The sequence below is a fragment of the Bradyrhizobium sp. 14AA genome, from assembly GCF_054185205.1.
In genome coordinates this window covers 228,523-246,795 of the sequence record NZ_JAVAYM010000001.1, presented here as the reverse complement: position 1 = coordinate 246,795, position 18,273 = coordinate 228,523, and the positions used below count along the sequence as shown (strand labels likewise).

13 protein-coding genes are annotated in these 18,273 nt (G+C 62.2%); 5 read left to right on the top strand and 8 right to left on the bottom strand.

Going from position 1 to position 18,273, the window contains the following annotated elements; genetic code table 11:
- Positions 1–346: 346 nt before the first annotated feature.
- On the bottom strand, positions 347–907 hold the full coding sequence (locus RAD15_RS00995; RefSeq protein ID WP_458173491.1) for a hypothetical protein: 561 nt from the start codon (positions 905–907) through the stop codon (positions 347–349).
- A gap of 274 nt (positions 908–1,181) precedes the next feature.
- On the opposite strand from RAD15_RS00995, the gene RAD15_RS00990 reads away from it, so the two are divergent.
- The 3 genes from RAD15_RS00990 to RAD15_RS00980 all read left to right on the top strand — a co-directional run bounded on the left by RAD15_RS00990 (position 1,182) and on the right by RAD15_RS00980 (position 5,627).
- On the top strand, positions 1,182–2,147 hold the full coding sequence (locus tag RAD15_RS00990) for a hypothetical protein (RefSeq protein WP_458173488.1): 966 nt from the start codon (positions 1,182–1,184) through the stop codon (positions 2,145–2,147).
- A 510-nt stretch (positions 2,148–2,657) separates the two neighbouring features.
- Positions 2,658–4,514, top strand: a complete 1,857-nt coding sequence (locus tag RAD15_RS00985) for a caspase family protein (protein ID WP_458173486.1) — start codon at positions 2,658–2,660, stop codon at positions 4,512–4,514.
- A 120-nt stretch (positions 4,515–4,634) separates the two neighbouring features.
- Positions 4,635–5,627: a hypothetical protein gene (locus RAD15_RS00980; RefSeq protein WP_458173484.1), complete on the top strand. Its 993-nt coding sequence runs from the start codon at positions 4,635–4,637 to the stop codon at positions 5,625–5,627.
- Positions 5,628–5,653: 26 nt separating this feature from the next.
- On the opposite strand, the gene RAD15_RS00975 is transcribed toward RAD15_RS00980, so the two are convergent.
- From RAD15_RS00975 to RAD15_RS00965, 3 genes are read right to left on the bottom strand one after another with little or no spacing between them, the layout of a single operon-like run.
- Entirely contained in the window at positions 5,654–6,298 is a 645-nt protein-coding gene (locus RAD15_RS00975) for a DUF4384 domain-containing protein (RefSeq protein WP_458173482.1), read from the bottom strand.
- An 18-nt stretch (positions 6,299–6,316) separates the two neighbouring features.
- Positions 6,317–8,104, bottom strand: coding sequence for a caspase family protein (locus tag RAD15_RS00970; RefSeq protein WP_458173480.1), 1,788 nt, complete (start codon positions 8,102–8,104; stop codon positions 6,317–6,319).
- A 57-nt stretch (positions 8,105–8,161) separates the two neighbouring features.
- Positions 8,162–9,880, bottom strand: coding sequence for a hypothetical protein (locus RAD15_RS00965; protein ID WP_458173478.1), 1,719 nt, complete (start codon positions 9,878–9,880; stop codon positions 8,162–8,164).
- Positions 9,881–10,038: 158 nt separating this feature from the next.
- On the opposite strand from RAD15_RS00965, the gene RAD15_RS00960 reads away from it, so the two are divergent.
- Both RAD15_RS00960 and RAD15_RS00955 read left to right on the top strand, forming a co-directional pair.
- Positions 10,039–10,320: a hypothetical protein gene (locus tag RAD15_RS00960; protein ID WP_458173476.1), complete on the top strand. Its 282-nt coding sequence runs from the start codon at positions 10,039–10,041 to the stop codon at positions 10,318–10,320.
- 98 nt (positions 10,321–10,418) lie between these two features.
- The gene (locus RAD15_RS00955) at positions 10,419–11,396 is read left to right on the top strand and encodes a DUF4424 domain-containing protein (protein ID WP_458174967.1); all 978 of its coding nucleotides are present in this window, start codon (positions 10,419–10,421) and stop codon (positions 11,394–11,396) included.
- 8 nt (positions 11,397–11,404) lie between these two features.
- On the opposite strand, the gene RAD15_RS00950 is transcribed toward RAD15_RS00955, so the two are convergent.
- From RAD15_RS00950 to tssM, 4 genes are read right to left on the bottom strand one after another with little or no spacing between them, the layout of a single operon-like run.
- Positions 11,405–13,213: a serine/threonine-protein kinase gene (locus RAD15_RS00950; RefSeq protein WP_458173474.1), complete on the bottom strand. Its 1,809-nt coding sequence runs from the start codon at positions 13,211–13,213 to the stop codon at positions 11,405–11,407.
- A complete protein-coding gene (locus RAD15_RS00945; RefSeq protein WP_458173472.1) occupies positions 13,210–13,986 on the bottom strand; it encodes a PP2C family protein-serine/threonine phosphatase in 777 nt (258 codons plus the stop codon). The genes RAD15_RS00950 and RAD15_RS00945 overlap by 4 nt, the downstream gene beginning before the upstream one ends.
- Positions 13,987–13,992: 6 nt before the next feature.
- Positions 13,993–14,694, bottom strand: a complete 702-nt coding sequence (gene tagF / locus RAD15_RS00940; protein WP_458174965.1) for a type VI secretion system-associated protein TagF — start codon at positions 14,692–14,694, stop codon at positions 13,993–13,995.
- The gene (tssM, locus tag RAD15_RS00935) at positions 14,691–18,239 is read right to left on the bottom strand and encodes a type VI secretion system membrane subunit TssM (protein ID WP_458173470.1); all 3,549 of its coding nucleotides are present in this window, start codon (positions 18,237–18,239) and stop codon (positions 14,691–14,693) included. Before tssM ends, tagF begins: the two co-directional genes overlap by 4 nt.
- Between the last annotated feature and the right edge of the window lie 34 nt (positions 18,240–18,273).

Genomic DNA, 18,273 nt, shown 5'->3' with positions numbered 1-18,273 from the left:
CAACTGGAAGAAGCTTTATCCCGCCTCAGCACGGATCGTCCAACACATCAACACCGGGTGAGCCGCTAACTCACATTAATCAATTTCGCCATGCTGGAACGTCGGGGTGTCGTCGGCTGTCAACCGTTGGTGATTAGACGCCATCGATGTTCGCAAGCGTGTTGCTCCCGGTCGCCAGATCAAGCCTGTTGTTGTCGTCGCCAAGGTTGCTGACGTCGTTGAGAGCAGGTCATCGGAAGGCTGTGGGCTTCCGAAAATCGCGACCATTGATGTTCTCGACATCGAGGGCGTTAAACGTTGGCAAGAAACGTTGGCAAGGCCCGGATCAATTATATCCAAGCGACCGTCAGCCGCCAAATCGCTTGACCAGTTTTGAGCCCTTAGCTGTCTCAATTTGCTGCTTGGTCAAGTCGCCGCCCACGCTCAAGCCTTTCGTCATGAGGTTGCTGCGCAGTGCCGCCGCCTGCCTCTCGTTGCTGTAGTCTATCTCGATATGATCAACACTCATCAGGTGACCAAGTTCATGGGCCCAAGCTCGCCCATTGGCGAAATCATCGCCGTACCATTGGACGAAGCTGGCCGGTTCTGGATCGCTATGAAGGTATGAGCTGCCGCCTGCCGAAAGGTTCGGAATCGGATTGACCAAATAAATATGGACCGCATTATCCGGAGCATGGCGGAGGCTAAGAACGTCCAGCACCCGCTGGTCATTGTTGCGGGCGTTTTTTTCCATATCGAGCGGCTTGTCGATCAAGCAATCATTGATCGCGAACGAAACCTTGGCCTTCGACCAGATCGTGTTGACAACGTCCACCGCCTTTTTGGCCGTGCCGCAATCCCATTTTCGAGACTCCGGAACACCCTTCTCGGCAAATGGGGTGATGTAGATTTTCAGCGGGATGGGCATAAGGTTCTCCAAGTTGGATTTCGAAGTCATCTCCCAGACGGTCTTCGCGCTCCGATGGAGCGAGTTCCAAGCTGGGCAACGCGTCCAGATCTCATTCGATCGAACGACGACAAACCATCGATCAGCCCTGCTCTTGCTTCGTTCGAACCGAGAAGGCTTTTTGAACCTCGTCCAAGCAAAACCGCACAAAGAAACAAAGAACAAGGCGGCAACATCCAGTTCCAAGTTGGTTGGCGGCCGGAGGCCTCAATAGGTTCAAATCTGGAGATATAAGATGGCCGTGCAGCCGTTGCGGAACGAGAGGCGCCCCCAGAAGCCGCTGCAGCCCTGGAGCCAGCCGGACGACACCTTCAGGTACAAAGTGAGGACCGGAGACAGCTGGCTCACGCTGGCGGCGCGGAACCACCATCAGTTCTCCGAGCACACACTCATCTGGCTCAATTTCCGCCTCAGCCCGCTCGACCGCTTCTACACCGACCAGGTCAATTGGTACCTGCGTGAATATGTCGGTTGCCGCCACAGCCTCGACGGAGGACGAAACTGGGCTTTTACGGACGACGCCGACCCCGGATATATCTTTCTGCCGAACCTGACTTACAATGAGGATGCGATCGCCATAACCGGCAGGGTGGGCGTGGGTGGAGTAAGCGCTCCCGGATACAACGATAAGAACGCGTACGACACGATCTCCAAGGCGCTGGACATCTATGGCGTCGCGGATATGGGCATCAGCATGTCGGAAATTCCGCTTGGCGCTCTTGTCGAGGGTGGAATGATCGTGACCGGCGCGATCGCTGCGATTGTGGGTCCATTCGTTGCATTGGGCGCACCTTATAACGACGCTCTGAAGTACAAATCGAGACAGCATTTCTTCGGTGGATTCTGCCCATCCTTCGTCATGCGGGCCGACGGCTGGTCGGCAGCGAAGGTCAGCGACTTCTATCCTCCACTCGCCTACCCACCGCTCGACAGCGTCTTTCCCGAAAAGCGCGAAACGTTCCGTAAGCTTTATAACTTTGGACTTCAGGCCGGCCGTCTGCAGGGCTCCCGGCTGAATACCGTAGACCAGAGAAACCTGTTTGTTTTGCTACGCTCTCGGCTCAGCGACGCGGATGCGCGATATTGGAACGGCGACGTCAAGGAATGGCCACTCCAGAAGAAGAAAGACTACTACGACCGCCTCGGCGCAATTCTCAAACAGATGATGCTGGACAACGATTTGCAGATCAAGCTGCGGTGATTTTCTCCCGTCGACGTTCGTGACCCGGCATTTCGGCATGAATGCAGGCACGATATGAGCCTCCTGCGCGCATTGGCGCAGCCCCATCGCGAGCAGGGATACACCCCAGGGGTTCTGCACGGTTTGTTTCCGCTCCCAGCCCGGAGGTGGGCGGTTCCCGTCCCTTCACGCGCGGCTCGCCGACATGTGTTTCGAATGCCGCGCGCACTGCCCTGCAGCGGGTCGCGATCAGAGACAAACCGACATTATATCAACATCTTACGCTGAATGGACGGCCACCATGGAGGATTGCCCCCTCGTCGGAGCAAAGTGGCCTGCCATAAACCCTCGGTGCGAACTTGAACGCATTCACTCCTCGGAACGACAACATGAGGAATGGATCGAGCTCGAAATTGTTACTGTACGGAAATAGGTGGCCACCGGTAGCGTACTCATAAATCGAGTGAGCATTTTCTACGCGGCCATCTTCGCGATGCTACCGTTCTTCGGGCAAATGCTGGATGTTTCGCCATGACATTATACAGGCGCCTCCGAATCTATCTTTTTCTTGCTGCTTCGCTGTTCCTGGCCTCTCAGCCAGCTTGGGCGACAAAGCGCGTGGCCTTGGTGGTCGGCAATTCCAGCTATCAAAACGCCCCACTGCTTCCGAACCCAGCTAACGATGCTGCCGCCATCGCCGCAACCTTGAAGAGCGCCGGCTTTGATGTGGTTGACTCGAGGCTTAACCTCGCCGCCAGCGACATGCGGCGGGCACTGAGAGATTTCGCCGATCAAGCGCGCGATGCCGACATTGCCCTGGTGTATTATGCAGGTCACGGCATCGAGATCGATGGAACGAACTATCTGATCCCGACGGACGCGAAACTTGAACGCGATACGGATATCTATGACGAGGCGTTCTCGCTCGACCGTGTCTTGCTGGCGATCGAACCTGCGCGGCAACTGCGTGTCGTGATCGTCGACGCGTGCCGCAACAATCCTTTTGCCGACACGATGAAGCGAACCGTTGCCTCGAGATCAATCAGCCGCGGGCTAGCGAGGGTCGAGCCCACCGTGTCCAACACACTGATCGCATTTGCGGCGAAGGCCGGATTAACGGCACTCGACGGCAACAGCAGGAATAGTCCATATGCAACGGCTCTCGTGAAGTATATCGCAAAGCCGGGACTCGACTTGCGCAGGGCTTTCGGCTTCATCCGCGATGACGTCTTGCAGGCCACGGGCAACCGACAGGAACCCTATGTCTACGGCTCGCTGGGCGGCGAGGACGTTGCGCTGGTTCCTGCTCCCAAGGCCGAGGCGGCGGCGCAAGCGGTCAACCCCCAATCGGAGATTCGTCGTGATTACGAGTTGGCCTTGCAGCTGCGCAACAAGGCTGCCCTGAATGCATTCTTGACCCAGCATCCCGACGGATATTACGCAAATCTAGCCAAGTTGCAGCTTAACCAACTCGACGCCGAGGACGCACGCGTCGCAGCGACCGAGAAAGCGCGGCAGGCCGAACAGCAGCGAGCCCGGCTTGTGTCCCAAGGTGCCCAGCGCGCCGATCAGGAGAAGGCTGCTGCGGATCTCAAGGCCGCGGAAGACGCCCGCATAGCCGCCGAGAAGACCAAGCAAGCAGCGCAGGAACAGGCGGCAGAGGCCGAGCAGAAGCGAACTGCATCCGAAACTGCAATAGTGGCTGCGCTCTCCGGCAACCCGGCGACTGAGAATACTGTCGCGGACAATGCTGCGACTACCGCGCCCGTCCAGGACGACCAGGGCGCCAAGCTCGCTGCGCTGAGCACGGGGCCGCAACAGACTGATATCGCCAAGGCCGATATCGCGAAGTCCGTCCAAAGCGAATTGAGCCGCGTTGGCTGTTTCACAGGTACCGTCGACGGCCAATGGAATGCGGCTTCGCAGCGTTCGCTGGCCCTCTTCAACCGGCACGCGGGAACCAAACTCGACGCCAAGCTTGCAAGCCTCGACGCGCTTGACGCGGTCAAGCTCAAGCAGTCGCGGGTCTGCCCACTGATCTGTGCCCATGGCTACAGGGCTGACGGCGATCAGTGCAGCAAGATCACCTGCGCCGCGGGCTCGTTCCTTAACGACGACAATGAATGCGAGAAGCAGCGCGGTAAGAAGCCAGTTGCAAAGCGCAATACCGATGAGCGCCCGTCACGCGCGGATCGTTCGGCCCGCGACCGGCCAGAGCCGACAGCGGACGTTCCGCGGCGCCAGAGTGCGAAGTCCGGCGGCGGGAGCAGCGGTCAGATCGTTTGTGATCAGAGTCTGTGCCGTCAGGTAAGCCGCGGCTGTAACCTCGACTACCGCGGCGGCGGCGGTCCCGGCGGCAACACTGGTAACGTCGAGGTCTGCCACTAGCACGGCGCGAGGCTGCCGCGGCGTCATCGGGAGCCGTTGAGCCATGCAGGTCTGGTATCGAGTACGCAGCGGGCGGGCCGACCAAGCTCTACCTGAAATGGCGCAAGCGGAGCGACCTGCGTGACGGCGTGTGAGCTTGAGCAGAAGGACGTCAAAGCCTTTCCGGGGATAACCCTCTTCACGAAGCGGCTGGCGCCCGGCATGAAGCCGACGGCGGTCTATCTTCCGCCCAAGCACGCAACCGCCGCCACCAAGTTCGATGTCGTAATCTGGCTGCACGGATTTTACGTCAAAGACCATGAGTTCCTGTTCCACAACGATCCCGCGCGGCTGCGCGAACAGGTGCGGGACTCTGGCAAGGACGTGGTGCTCATCGCGCCATTCCTGGGCTACGAATATGCCGACGGCGACCACTTCGCCGGCAACTACAACGTGAAGGACCTGGCAGCCCCGACATGGGGCGAGCGCTACCTCGACGAGATCCTTGGAGCTCTTGCCAACTTCCTGGGCGCCTCCTCGACGTCCATTCCCCAGCTCCAGATTGGCAAGCTCATCATCGCATGCCACTCCGGCGGCGGTAACGGCATGCGCAACCTCGTCGGGAGCCTCGGAAAGTATCAGTCGAAGCTGACGGCATGTTGGGGATTTGACTGCCTCTACGGCGCCAGAGCGCAGCCCGACGATGCGACGTTCTGGTACCAGTGGCTGTCGGGACAGAACAGCCGCACGCTCGAGATCGTGTACGGTCCGTCGACTCTCCCGCAATCGGTGAAGCTGAACCTGATCGGACGAGGGCTGGCGACGACAGAGGGCAATCAAGCTCAGCCCCAGCGCCCTGCCCTCAAGAACCTCACCGTGAGCCCGGGTCACTACGACTTGTTTCCGGCGTTTGGCCAGATGGTCAGGGTCAACGATCTGGATCCGGCTTTCGTGGATCGCTTCATGATTCCGCAGGTCGCCGACCAGCCTCGGCTCAACCATAAGCCAACGCCACAGCACGGGGAATTCCTGCAGCACGCGATTTCCAACGTTCGCAGCGCTTTCTCCTTTCCGCAGGACATTCACTACATGATCGCCCGGGGCGGCTTCTTCAGCCGGCTGAGCAAGCTGTAGCCTTCACAGGCTTTAGCCTCCGGGCCTTACTTGATGGAATAGGTTTTGATGTCGAACGACCAATTGTTCGTCACCAGCTTCCCGCTGCCATTGTCCGGCACGCGCAGCTCACTTGTCCAGGCCGATAGATAGTTCAACGCCTCGACCTGGCCTTGCAGCTTGCGAGGCAAGTCCGGCAAGTCGAGCAATTGCACACGCCGCTCGCTCAGGATCGCAACCATCACAGCGGCCCCGATAGGCGGTGAGACGACATACTCAAACCCACGCTGCCGTGCCGCGGGGGTCGGAACGACGAATTCGACGCCAGGCTTGACGAGATTGACGTCGCGTCCGTCCGACTGCGCCAGCAGCTCGGGCGTCGGAAAGATCTGGGACATGCGCCCTTCCGCGTCGACATCGACCAGAATGAGATATCCGGGCTTCCTGACAGTCACACCGAACGAGACCTTACCGCCGACGTTGACGGTCTGGCCCGGCAGGATTTGAAGGGATACATTTGTGGTGTTGGTCTGCCCGCGCGCTGCCCGTACGGGCCAGAGCCAAGTAGCGTACGTCGTGCTGACATGCAGCGATGCCGATGGCAGCGGCGCTGCGGACGCAGCCCCGCTACCCGCCAGCAGCAGGAGTGCGAGCCATGATCGTTCGTGGCGGATCGGCTTCGACAGCGGCATGGCCTGCCCTCTCAGAAGTCAGGGAGCGCTAAAGAAGCCGATCGAGGCGATCCGCGCGTCCGCGGGCAAGTAACGCTCGAGGCTTTTGATCATCTGCCCCGAGGCACGGCGCCGGTTGAGCTGCATCAGGACCGTCTCAAGATCGACCATGCGCTGCTGCGAGGTCACTGCAACGATCTGCTCCGCACCGAACGGCTCGCCCACCCTGAGCGGCAGGCGCAAGCTTGCCGTTCGGGCCAGAGCCGCATCAGACCCCACCGGATACAACATCTGGATAGTGCCATCGCCGGATACATTGAACAGCAATACCGCCCTTGATGCCACATCAGACAGGTCAACCTCGACGGTCTGGCCGGCGCGCTGCTGACGATCGTCCGGCCAAATGCGCATCGTCTGCGGCGACCGGGTCGCGATGCGCTTGAGTTCACGAATTGCTGCTGTCCGGTCAACCACCGTCGGCAAGCTGGCAACGTCCACGCCATAGGCGACCACATCACCCCACGCGATCACATCGTGGGACACAGGATCCCAAATCAAGTCGGGATTGTCCGTCGGTTGAACGGTCTTTACCGTGACATCCTTCGGCGCCACGCCCGCAAAATAGTTCGTCTTGCCGTCGAGCGCCGCCAGTCGGATCGGCGCTGCGAGGCGGAGGGGTGACGGCGTGGCGCTGGTCGAGGCTGCACTCGTCGGTGCTGCATTGGTCGTGGCGGCAAGGGTCGGAACCGTTGGGGCCTTGGCCGTGGCAGCCGGCGGCGCAGGCGCCTGGCTCTCGGCGGCCGCTCCGGCCTGACTGGAGCCTGTTCTCGCGGCCGGCCCCTGGATCAGCACTACACCGCGCGTCAACTCGAAGGCAACGTCGGTATCCGGCGTCTGAGCCTGCGACGATATCGTCACGATATTCTGCCGCTGGTCCGAGAGCTGATAGACCACCTGCCGAACATTGCTGAAGAGCTCCTTAAGAGTCACCCTCCCATCGTGATTGATGTCCGCGCTGCCTTCCACCGCCCGCGCGACCGCATAGCTGAGGGCCCCGCGCAGGCCATCGATGCCGGGAATCCGCACTTCCGGTGCCTTGGTATTGCGATCAACCGCAGCCAGGAACGCCGTGTGGTCGAGATCGAGCTCCGACTTCGGATCGCTGCTGTCCGACACCGGCTTCAGTTCATCGACCAGCAACGTGTAGCGCGGTACCTGGCGGAAGCTCATTTCTGCGGCACGCGGATCGATATCGCGCACCATTCCGCCACCATGGCAGGTGTCAGCCACGAAGATCACCTTCGCACCGCGCAGCTCGAACTGCCGGATGAAATGGTTGAACTCGCTGCCGAGAACGCGCTCAACCGACCCGGTTGGCGTGGTCTCGAAGGCCGGCAGCAGGAACACGTTTTCCATCCCGTCCGGCTCGGAGCCCTTGACGCGCTCCGGCTCCTGGGTGCCATGACCGGCGATCGACAGAAAGATGAGGTCGTTGGTCTTTGTCCGTTCGACCAGTGCGCTGATCTCGCGCAGAACGCTTGCCCTGTCGGCCTGGGCGTTGCTCAGTTCCACGACATCGCCAACTCCCATGGACTTCAAGCTGGTCACGATGTCGGTGGCGTCGGCGACCGCGCCCTTCAGTTTGCGCACGTGCTGATAGTCGTCGATCCCGATCACGAGCGCGCGCACGGCCGCCCCGTCCGGATTGCTGATCGACAGGCCGCCTGCCGCGTAAGCGTGCGGGGTTGTCAGGCCGATCAACGCGGCGAGCCCGATAGTGGCGCATAGCCGCCCGATCTTGCAGTCAAGTCCTCTGGGCATCCGCATCGTGATCCACCTCGACTTCATGCCTACCCATTGTGTAGCACCAACGACACACCGGGTTCAGCGCCTCTTGCTTGCCGTTTTGCGTCCCGCCGGCGGCTCGGTCTCTTGATAGGCGCTCGCTGAAACTGTCGTCTGATCATCCGCAAAGGCGCGAAAGCGGACCGGAGCGTAGCCGCGCGCGAGCAGGCTCGCCAGCGGATAGACGTTGCGGCAGACGCGGCCGTTGCAGCCACCGGTCGAGGACTCCATCACCTCCGCTTTGCGATCAGGCGTGAACCGCAGGAACAACATCACGTGCGAGCCCGGCTTGTTCAGCGCATCGCCGGGCTTCAGGTCCCAGGGATTTGCCACGGGCGCTGCGATCGCCGGGATGGCTGCGGTCGTGTAGTGGACGCTGAGTCCCCACGCGGCGCTGACGAATGCCGAACAGTCGACGCCCGCCACATCGGGCCGCGGCGCGTTGCGGGTGCAGACATTGCCAGCCAGCGTGCCGCCCTCGATCCGCTGCCGGAAGTTCGCGAGCGAACCGTGGCAGCCCCAGCAATATGGTACGCCGCGGACCTCCTGGTTCACCTTGCCCTGGAGATACCATGGCCGGCGAATACGACTGAAGCCGCTGCATTGGCTATCCGGATCGCTACCGTAATTCGCCTGTGTCAGCTTCCATTGGATGCCCTCGAATGCAAACGCGGTTTCGATCGCCTGCTGGCGATTGGACGGCCGCACGGCGGCTGTCGCATTGAATTTGACGTCGGGCTGCGCCGGCGCGGCTGCTGTTCGCGACGGCCGCACATCGATAATCGAAGCGTTGGCCAGAGGCCGGAAGCCGACGCCAACCACTTCGATGCCGTCCGGCTTGGTCCGCAGGAAATAGACATCGCCATCGCCCGAGACCGTAACGAACCGCCTGGTCAGCGGGGTCTCTTCCAAAGGCAGCTCGTAGATTCCTTCGAGACGCCCGTTCGCGGCGTAGCGCGCGACGAATGTGGAGGCGTTCTTCCCCGACGGAGGAATGTCCTCGGCCAGCACGTAGAAGCGGTCGCTGTTGTCTATCTCGAGGAACTCGACCGTGCCGAGCTGGTTGCGCACCCGCAGGCCGAGCTGGCCAATGGTCTCGTTGGTGACCATGGTCTGGATCTCGACCCGCACGCTGGCATTGCCCTTGTCCGGAATGATATCGGCGATCACCGAGCCTTTGCTTCGGGAAGCCACATATTGCCGGTCGGGTTGCCGCGTCGTCTTGATGATGGCCGCGCGGGTGTTCTGATCCAGCAAGTCGGTCGCACTGCCGGGCGACTGCGATCCCATCTGGGCGAAAGCCGAGACGGCGACCTGATCGTCCGCACCACGGCTTGAGACCTCCTCAAGCTGGATCACATCGCCGCCGAGTCCGCGCGTGGATTGTCCCGGCGCCGCCTTGAGCGTCCGGACGCCGCCGTCCCAAACCATAATGTCGTCGTTGTGGACGACGAGGTCGGTTGGCTGGACGTCCTTCGGCATCTTGAGGACGTCGGGATCAGAACTGGGCTGTTTGGGATCAAACTGGAGAATGCGGCCGTTGATCTGATCGAGCACAAAGAGGTTGCCCTGCCCATCGGCGCTGAGCGCTTGCGGACCTGCGAGTTCCACGTCCTCGCTGGCCGGCACGATGCCGACCATGGACGCAGCCGAACCGCCGGCAAAGCTGCGTACGACAGTATCGTCAGCATGCGCCCTGGTTACGAAAATGCCAGCGCCAACGATGAATACCCAGATCCAAAAAATTGGACGAAGCATGTTCGCCTCAATGTACCCCGAACCGATCGCCGCGTCGGATCGACTAATCCGAGATGCCGGTAATGCGGCACGTCAATTGGTGGTGAGCAATCTCAATCGCGTTCAATCTATCACTGGACGGTGATAGTCCGAACCTCTTCAGCTTGCGGTGCAAAACCATGGCCAGGAATAGATTTGAGCAGGTCAACGAAGTCCAGCCCGATGCGATCACGTTGGTCCTGAAACGTGGCAACGACGGCGCCTCAGGGTCGATCGTGCTGCCGGCCGCAGCGAGTGGGGGACGGCTGGCCACTGACCAGGTCAGCGCCCAATTGCCCGCTCAGGACGCCTTTCGCGGCGCGATCCGGCTGGCAAACGACGTGAGGCTCGCGATCGTAGTGTGCGATCCAGACGGGGTCTGGAAGTCCGAGTGGGGCGATCTTTATCAGCCGATCGATTAATCCGCACCGGATGGAACCGGCATATGCTGCGACGCCGCATGGAGACTAGTCTGGTGAACGGACCGTCCTTCTCGCCATCGTTCCGGATACGGGCGTTGATGGTCGCACTATTGGTTGCGGCCGGCTGGCCAGCGCGGGCCAACGACTCGGCTGCGGAATTGTCCATCGGCGGGCTTCAGTTCGTTCGCACCAACGACGTGGCGATGGAGAGCGAAGACCTTCGTATCGCGCTCGACAGGATCAGCGTTCGCTACCAATTCACCAATGTCACCACCAAGCCGGTCACGCTCACGGTTGCCTTTCCGCTGCCCGACATCGACCTGTCGGAGGCCGAGAACATTGCGCTGCCGTCGAACGATCCAATCAACTTCGTCGACTTCGAGACCAAAGTCGACGGTAACCCGGCGCCACTGACCATCGATCAGCGTGCCATGGTCGGCAGCAAGGATGTCAGTGCCCTGCTCCGCGATCTCAAGCTGCCGCTGCTGCCGATCGGCGACCGCGAGATCCGGGTGGCCGACCTGACCGCGGCGACCCGAACCCGGCTCGTGGACGACGGGCTTCTGATGCCTGCCGGCATGAGCGACAACGGTCGCCAGCAATATGCGCCGGGCTGGGTTATCAAGACCTCGGCGGTGCGCAAGCAGGTGTTTCCGCCCACGCGCACCGTCATCGTCGAACACCAGTATCGGCCGAGCGTCGGCTCCAGCCCTGACACCATCCTGCGCTCGACCCTGCGCGGTAGCAGCGCACTCAATCAGGAAGTCGCGCGTTACCGGAAGGAGTATTGCGTCCAGGATACTTTCCTCGCCGAGCTCGACAAGCGCGCGGGCAACAGCCAAGCCAATACCGCCAAGCTGCAGGAGCGGCGCATATCCTATGTGCTCAAGACCGGTGCGAATTGGGCCGGGCCGATCCGATCGTTCAAGTTGACCATCGACCCGGGCGGCAGCGACCGCTTGGTGAGCTTTTGTCCGGGGCGGCTCAAGGGATCCTCCGGAAACACGCTCGAATATACGGCAAGCGACTTCAAGCCGGATGCCGACCTGAAGATCCTGGTGATCGGAAAGTTCTGAGCAGCCGATCAGTTGGTGAGCAGCACGTAGCGCGCGGCCGCGATGATCGTAACCTTGTTGCGCTGAGCCTCACTCAGCGCCTGCAGAAAGAATGTATCGGCAGCCGTCGGACGCGGCTGGCGCAGCGAGTCCAGGACCTGCGGGGTCGCCACGACCAACAGCAGTTGCGGACCGCTCGCGCGCGCTGTCGGGAGCGTGAACGAAAGCGAGTCGATGCCCGGCTTCAGAAGATAAGACAGGCTCTGAACCTCGCCGCGATCCGACACGATGAGCAGCTCCACCACGCGGTTGGCGAAGTTCTCAATGGTGCCGTTGAGGGTTTCGCCGGCCTTCAGCTCTGTCGCTGACAGGGTGATGCGCGGCGCTCGTGCCTGATCGCTCCCGACCTCGCTCAAGAACTTGACGGCCGGGCATTGTGCCTGGGTCACCTGCCTGACGCCGACCGAAGCCTCGAATCCCTGCTCACGCCGGAACGCCTTGTCGAAGGTGTCGAAAGGCGCGGTCGAGGCGCCAAAGCCTTCGATGACGGCGGCGTTTTGGCTCACGGCAACCGGCAGGATGAAGAAGCAGTCACCACCAGCATATTGGGCCACATATTTTCGGATGCGCTCGGCTCGTCCCGGCGCGTCGAGTGCCGGAGACGGCGTCATCGTCGGTTGCGCGGGCAGCTTCACCGGCTCCTGACGTCCCGACTGTGGTCCAGCAGGCTCGACCTTCGGCGGCGACATTGTGCCGGCGAGTTTCGGAGGTGGCGGCAAGGCCGCGGAGCCGGGCGCTGACCAGACCAGCTTGTAGAAGGCATATCCGCCCCCGCCGAGCAGGAGCAGCACCGCCGCCACGCCTGCCCCCAGCCAGAGATTGCGCGGGCTCTGCGTGGTCGACGGCATCCTGTCCTTCAGCGTCGGCGCCGCGCTTTCCGGCCGCCGCAGCGCATCGAAGCCATATAACGGCGCGGCCGGCGTTTGAGCCGAACCGGTCGGCATCCAGCTGGCGACTTCCCCCATGGTCGGGCGCAACGCCGGATCGGGCTGCAACATCCGCTCCAGCAAAGGCCGGATGCGCATGTCCACCGCGCCCAGATCGGGCACACGCCGGCGCTTCTCCACCAGCTGAAACTGGCTGCCGCCCATGTCGAGCTTCTGTCCGGTCAGAGCATGGAACAGCACGAGACCGAAGCTGTAGACATCGGATTTCGCGGTGACCTCATTGCCGTACAAACCTACCTGTTCCGGCGATGCGTAATTGTCCTTGCCGGCGAAGCCCGAGCCGATGATGGTCTTGTCACCCATCTGGGTCGACCGAGCGATGCCGAAATCTATGATCTTGGCCCGCCTGACGTCGTCGAGCGGCACGATGATGTTGTCCGGAGAAACGTCGCGATGGATGATGCCGTGCTCATGGGCGGCCTCCAGTCCCGATGCGACGCGCTGCATCAACTTGATCAACGCCTCAAAGGTCAACGGTCCGTCGTCGAGCATGTTCGAGAGCGAGCGGCCATTCACGAACTCCATCGCGAGATACGGTCGCTGCAGCGCGGGCTCCACGGTGAACAGGAAGTAGCGAACGATCGCATCGTGCGGAAGATTGTGGAGTGCCGCGGCCTCCCGACGGAACAGCGCGAGCGCCGCCTCGTTCTCGACCATGTCAGGCAGCAGCATTTTCACCGCCACCGGCGATCCGGTCTGGATCTCGCGGCATTTGTAGACCTCACCCATGCCGCCCGCGCCGATCACCGCCTCGATCTCGTAGATGCCGTTGAGCCGGGTGCCGGGCGGCACGCCGTGGTAGGATGATCGGAACGGCTCGTTCGGGGTCATGGTTGCGGCTCCCGATTGAGCGGCGATCGCGTCGGCTCCTTGGATCGCGGCGGCAGCAGCCGCACGATCACGATCGTCACATTGTCGAGCCCGCCGCGATCAAGAGCCAGCGCGAGCAGGTCGTCGCAGGCCGCTTGGGCGCGCCGCGTGGCCGCGTGTTGCAGGATCTCGTCGTCCTGCAAGTGCCTGGTCAGGCCATCGCTGCAGATCACGAAGATGTCCTCCGGCTCGGCCGGGCCTGTCACCACCTCGAACTCGGGATCATCGGCGACGCCGACGGCCCGGGTAATGGCATTGCTCGCCCAATCCTTCACGTCTTCGCGCGACAGCGCACCTTCGGCGATCAATTCCTCCAGTTCGCTGTGATCGTGCGACACCTGGTTGATGCCACCGCGGTTGATCAGGTAGACTCGGCTGTCGCCCGCCCAAATGCAGGCATAATAGCCCTCGCGCACGAGCAGAACCGCCGCGGTGGTCCCGACGGTGGCCCCCTGTCGTTCCTGACTAAGCGCCAGGATCTGCTGGTTCGCGCTGAATAGCCGCTCCTCGCATTGGGCAAGCAGGTCTGCCGCCGACTCCGGCGTACCAATCGCATCCAGCGACTGCACCACAATGCCACTGGCAAGATCGCCGGCCTCATGGCCGCCCATACCATCGGCGACCGCCCACAGGCCCACGTCGGTTCGCACCAGACATGAATCCTCGTTTCGTTCCCGCACCCGTCCGGTATGGGTGACGCTCCCGACATCGAACAAGGACAGGGTGTGTACCATCGCGCGTCATCCCGTCCCGGATGCCACGCGGCCGAGATCGCCGGTCAAGAGCGTGGCGTAGTGAAACGGGTCCGGCAATCCGCGGCAACACAGCGCCATAGGCGGAAAGCCTTCGCCTCCGGCGGTCCACCAGAAGCTGGCCGCGGCGTAGACCTGTGGATTGGCGGCGCAAAGTGCGGCAAACGACCCGGCGAATGCGTCGACTGTCGAAGCCCGTTCGATTGCTGCGGCACCCAGCGACGTGATCGGCGAACCGTCGGCGACCGTCGCCTGCAGGCGCGGCACCGCGAGACGATCGAGGGCCTCGGAGATCTGCTCAAAGGTTGCGGCCCGATCAAGGGTCGCGAGCAGGAATGCCTCCGCTTGCCCGAACCATTCATCCTGCGGATCAATGTTCGGCGACGGCAGCGATGCACCCTCGCCGGTCACCGCGTGCAGCGTCAATGGATAGTACCGCCCGACCCCATCGAGCGAGGGCATGATTGCACCTGCCACCGTGGTGCCGCAGATCGCGGCACCGAGCCAAAATCGCCAGACCGGCGCGGTCAGGAAGGCCTGCTGCCAGCCCGAGCCAAGCTGATGACGACTTGCCGACAGCGCAGCCTGCACCCATGGCTCCCAAGCTTCCAGGAAACGGCGCGGAGTCGCGATCGCGATGAAATCGCGTTTCGCGCCGATCTTGCCGAATAAACCGCAACGCATGGTCATATTCCGGTCGGGCAACGAAACTCGCGGAGCACTGACAGGTTCAGCGGATTGCGCAACGATCCGGTCGAAATCTGATAGTTGAGCTCGCGCCCGGCGACGATGAAGGTCGCGCTGGCAGTTTCCGCCTTCGCCACCAACGAGCCCGCCTCCAGCATCCGGAACAACGACCAGGGACCGATGCGCTCGAGCACGGATGGCGGACCGGTGTCGTTGCTGACTGAAATTGCCGTCCGCGGCGATGGCCCCGGCCAGAGGACGGTCGTCGGTGCATTGCTCTGTGGCTGGGGCGGTGGTGGTGGCGCAGGTTGCGGCCCGCCGAACATGGACGAAGCGGAAGCGGCTGGCCCGGGAGTGATTGGGCTCGTAATCGTGGTCCCACCAATCTCGGTCTTGACGGTCACGCCTGGGCCGGCTGCCCCAGGTGGCCGAATCGCGAATGATACCGCCGGCACACCGCCGCCGGTCTGAAAGAAGGCATCGCGGATATAGGCCGCATTCTGGAATTGCTTGAGTGTGTCCGGCGAGAACGACCGGCCGACCGGACTCTCCTTTCGCCAGACCCAGTCCGACCGCGACGTGTCGGCGTAAGGTGCCAGGTACTGGGTGAAGAACTTGTCCATGACGCCATTCGGACTGAACAATTTGGCGAAGTCGGCGAGCGGGACCTCCTGGCTGCTGCTGCGGACAAACGGATAGCGGTTGGTCACCGCCTGCTGGCAGACCGGCGTGACCTGATCGCGCAAGGTCTGCAGGATCTGTCCGGCGGTCGAGGCCGCGATGCTGCCCTCGAACTCCCCGGCTGCCGCTCGCAGCATGTCGGAAAATGGCGGCGGCATGCGCGAGGCGTTGTTGCGGAGCGCTGCGACCTGGGTCTGAAGCGCAGCAGTCGCCTGCGCGGTCAGTTGCGGATTCTCGATGATCAGCGTCAGGTTCTGCGCGATATCGTTCAAGTTGGCGATGGTCGAGTCGATCGGCCGGCGGGTGCTCTCACCCTCGAGCACCGCATGATAAGGTTTGAACTGTGCCTCGATCGTCGCGCCAGGCGGTCCATCCTGGGCATTGGTGAAGAGTGCCGGCGCCGGTGAAGCGGCAGGGGCGCCAGCGTTTGCCGGCTTCGCCCGTTCCTTTGTCAGCATCGTCTCGTCGCGCACCGATTCCAGGATTTGCCGCATCGGCGAGGTCGGTGCCGACAGCGCCCTCAGCACCTCGTATTTCGGCTTGTCGGCGAGCAGCTTCTTCAGGCGCAGGCTACCGAGCGCCGTTCGCCAGGTCGTGACAAAATCGTTGGAATAGATGCTGAGCAGATCACCGGCCAGATTGTCGTACTGCTGGTCGATGGCCGACTGCTGACCGGCATCACCCAGGACCCACCGCTCCCGCTTCATGCGCTCCGACAATCCGGACAGCCGGGCGATGAACTTCTGATGGAAGCCGTTGTACGTAAAGAACTCCGGTACCCGCACGTCGTCCAACGGACGCCCCGCCGTGGTTTCGAACACGACGGCCATGTCCGGACCGCCGCGGCGGCCGGCGATCCAGTCGCCAGCGGTGGATGCACGCGCCTCCGATTTCAGAAACTCGTAGGCACGCTGCGACACACTCAGGCGCGCCAGGGAATTCTGGGCCTGCTTGATCAACCGGCCGTCGAGTTCGACCAGCGGCGGCTGCCCGGTATCGAGGTCGAACATAGCCACGAGATTCTCATCGAGTAGCCGCCGTCCTTCCGCGTTGGTCGCACCGGGATAGAGGTCGTCCGCCCAGTCGCGCTGCATCCAGGAGCGGATCAGCTCGCGGTCCGGCGACTGCAGGCCGCCGAGCATCAAATAGACCTTCAACGCCTCGTAGACAAAGGCAGGCTCGTTGATGCGCGCATTGAGTTGCTCCTCAAGGCGATACAGCAGGCGCGGTCGGAACATGCGCTCGAGCGCCGTATGATAGGCCGCCTTCGAGGGCGACAGCAGCCGGGCGTGCTGACTGAGCCCGTAGCGGGCCGACAGGGCCACCGGCTCGTTGCGCGATCCATAGCCAGCCGGGACATTGCGCAGCCGGTAGAGCAGCGGCAGCACCTTGTCGAGATCATGATCAGCAATCAGTGTTTGCTTGATGAGCGGTGCTCCGGCGGCCGCATATTCGCTATCCGCCTGCAGGCTTCGCTCGATCAAATCCGAGTTGCGTTTGTAGCTCGTCAGCCACGCTGCGATCAGGCCGATCGAGACCAGGCCGATCAATGACAGCGCTGCGGTTTTCAGGATCAGTGCGCGGCGCACCGCCGCACGGTCGGTCGAGACCCAGTCGGCCTCGCCGATGACGACCTTGGAAATCAGATCGGCGAGGAAGTAGCTCTTGCCCGTGCCCGAATAAGATCCGGAACCGACCTCCTCCGCGCCGAACGTACGCGCCAGCGACCCGATCAATTGGTCGATCGGCGTGCCTTGCTGTGTACCCGAAGTGAAGTAGAACCCGCGCAGGTTCGCATTCACGTGATAGCGCGTTGGCTCGAATATCTGGTTGAGGAAATCGTGGATCTTGGGCTTTAGCCGCGCCATCTGCGCCGGGAAGCCGAACAGTTGCACGCGGTGCTGCGGCGTCGGCTCGTCCTGCAGACGGTCGAGCGTCTCCTCGCTCAGCCGCTCCAGCAGACGGTCGAACTCGACCGGGATCTGGCCCACCAGATTCTGGGTCTTGTCGGCGGTCTGGAACGTGGCGCCCCAGACCTGACGGCGTCCGGCCTCGCCGAGATAGGCGAAATATTCGGTGAAGCCGGCAACGAGATCGGCCTTGGTAAAGAGCGCGTAGACCGGGAAGCTGACCTTGAGCCTCTGATGCAGCTCGAGCAGGCGCATCCTGATGGCGTCGGCGTGAAGTGCGAGTTCCTGCTTCGGCAGCATCAGCACGTCTTCAATACTGATGGCGACGAGGACGCCGTTGATCGGCTGACGCGATCGGCTTTTCTTCAGGATGTCCAGGAACGCCAGCCAGCTGTCCTTGTCGGCCTTGCTATTGGAATCCTGGGTGGTGTAACGGCCAGCGGTATCGATCAGCACCGCTTCCTCGGTAAACCACCAGTCGCAGTAGCGGGTACCGCCGACCCCGGCGATTGCCGCCGGCGTCGCCCCGCGCGCGAGCGGAAACTTCAGCCCGGAATTGACCAGCGCAGTGGTCTTGCCGGCCCCGGGGGGACCGATGATGACGTACCAAGGCAAATCGTAGAGATAGCCCGACTTGTTGCCGCTGGCGGTCTTCAGCGTCGCGAGCGCATCCTTCATGCGCTCCTTGAGCACCGGCTCGTCGCTGACGGGCTGATCCGCACCCGCGATGCCGTCGGCAATCTCCTTGGCATTCTTGCGCCGCTTGAACAGATTGAGGCCAACGACGCCTGCCACGGCCGTGGTGAGCAGCAGAATAGCGATCTGGCGAACGATATGGTTCTCCAGCGGCCGCCAGTCACCGAACGCGATGAAGGGACCGGCGAAATAGATCACCGCCCCGAGCGAGCTGAGCCCAACTCCGTAGAGAACGATGCGGAGAATGTCCTTGGCAAGCATCTAACCGTACCTGTCGCAAACCATCTGAGCTGGC

Bases quoted from the DNA above. Each gene is read 5' to 3' on its own strand.
- tssM (WP_458173470.1), bottom strand. From the start codon at position 18,239: ATGCTTGCCAAGGACATTCTCCGCATCGTTCTCTACGGAGTTGGGCTC.
- RAD15_RS00990 (WP_458173488.1), top strand. From the start codon at position 1,182: ATGGCCGTGCAGCCGTTGCGGAACGAGAGGCGCCCCCAGAAGCCGCTG.
- tagF (WP_458174965.1), bottom strand. From the start codon at position 14,694: ATGACCATGCGTTGCGGTTTATTCGGCAAGATCGGCGCGAAACGCGAT.
- RAD15_RS00965 (WP_458173478.1), bottom strand. From the start codon at position 9,880: ATGCTTCGTCCAATTTTTTGGATCTGGGTATTCATCGTTGGCGCTGGC.
- RAD15_RS00975 (WP_458173482.1), bottom strand. From the start codon at position 6,298: ATGCCGCTGTCGAAGCCGATCCGCCACGAACGATCATGGCTCGCACTC.
- RAD15_RS00945 (WP_458173472.1), bottom strand. From the start codon at position 13,986: ATGGTACACACCCTGTCCTTGTTCGATGTCGGGAGCGTCACCCATACC.
- RAD15_RS00960 (WP_458173476.1), top strand. From the start codon at position 10,039: ATGGCCAGGAATAGATTTGAGCAGGTCAACGAAGTCCAGCCCGATGCG.
- RAD15_RS00950 (WP_458173474.1), bottom strand. From the start codon at position 13,213: ATGACCCCGAACGAGCCGTTCCGATCATCCTACCACGGCGTGCCGCCC.
- RAD15_RS00985 (WP_458173486.1), top strand. From the start codon at position 2,658: ATGACATTATACAGGCGCCTCCGAATCTATCTTTTTCTTGCTGCTTCG.
- RAD15_RS00970 (WP_458173480.1), bottom strand. From the start codon at position 8,104: ATGCGGATGCCCAGAGGACTTGACTGCAAGATCGGGCGGCTATGCGCC.
- RAD15_RS00955 (WP_458174967.1), top strand. From the start codon at position 10,419: ATGGTCGCACTATTGGTTGCGGCCGGCTGGCCAGCGCGGGCCAACGAC.
- RAD15_RS00995 (WP_458173491.1), bottom strand. From the start codon at position 907: ATGCCCATCCCGCTGAAAATCTACATCACCCCATTTGCCGAGAAGGGT.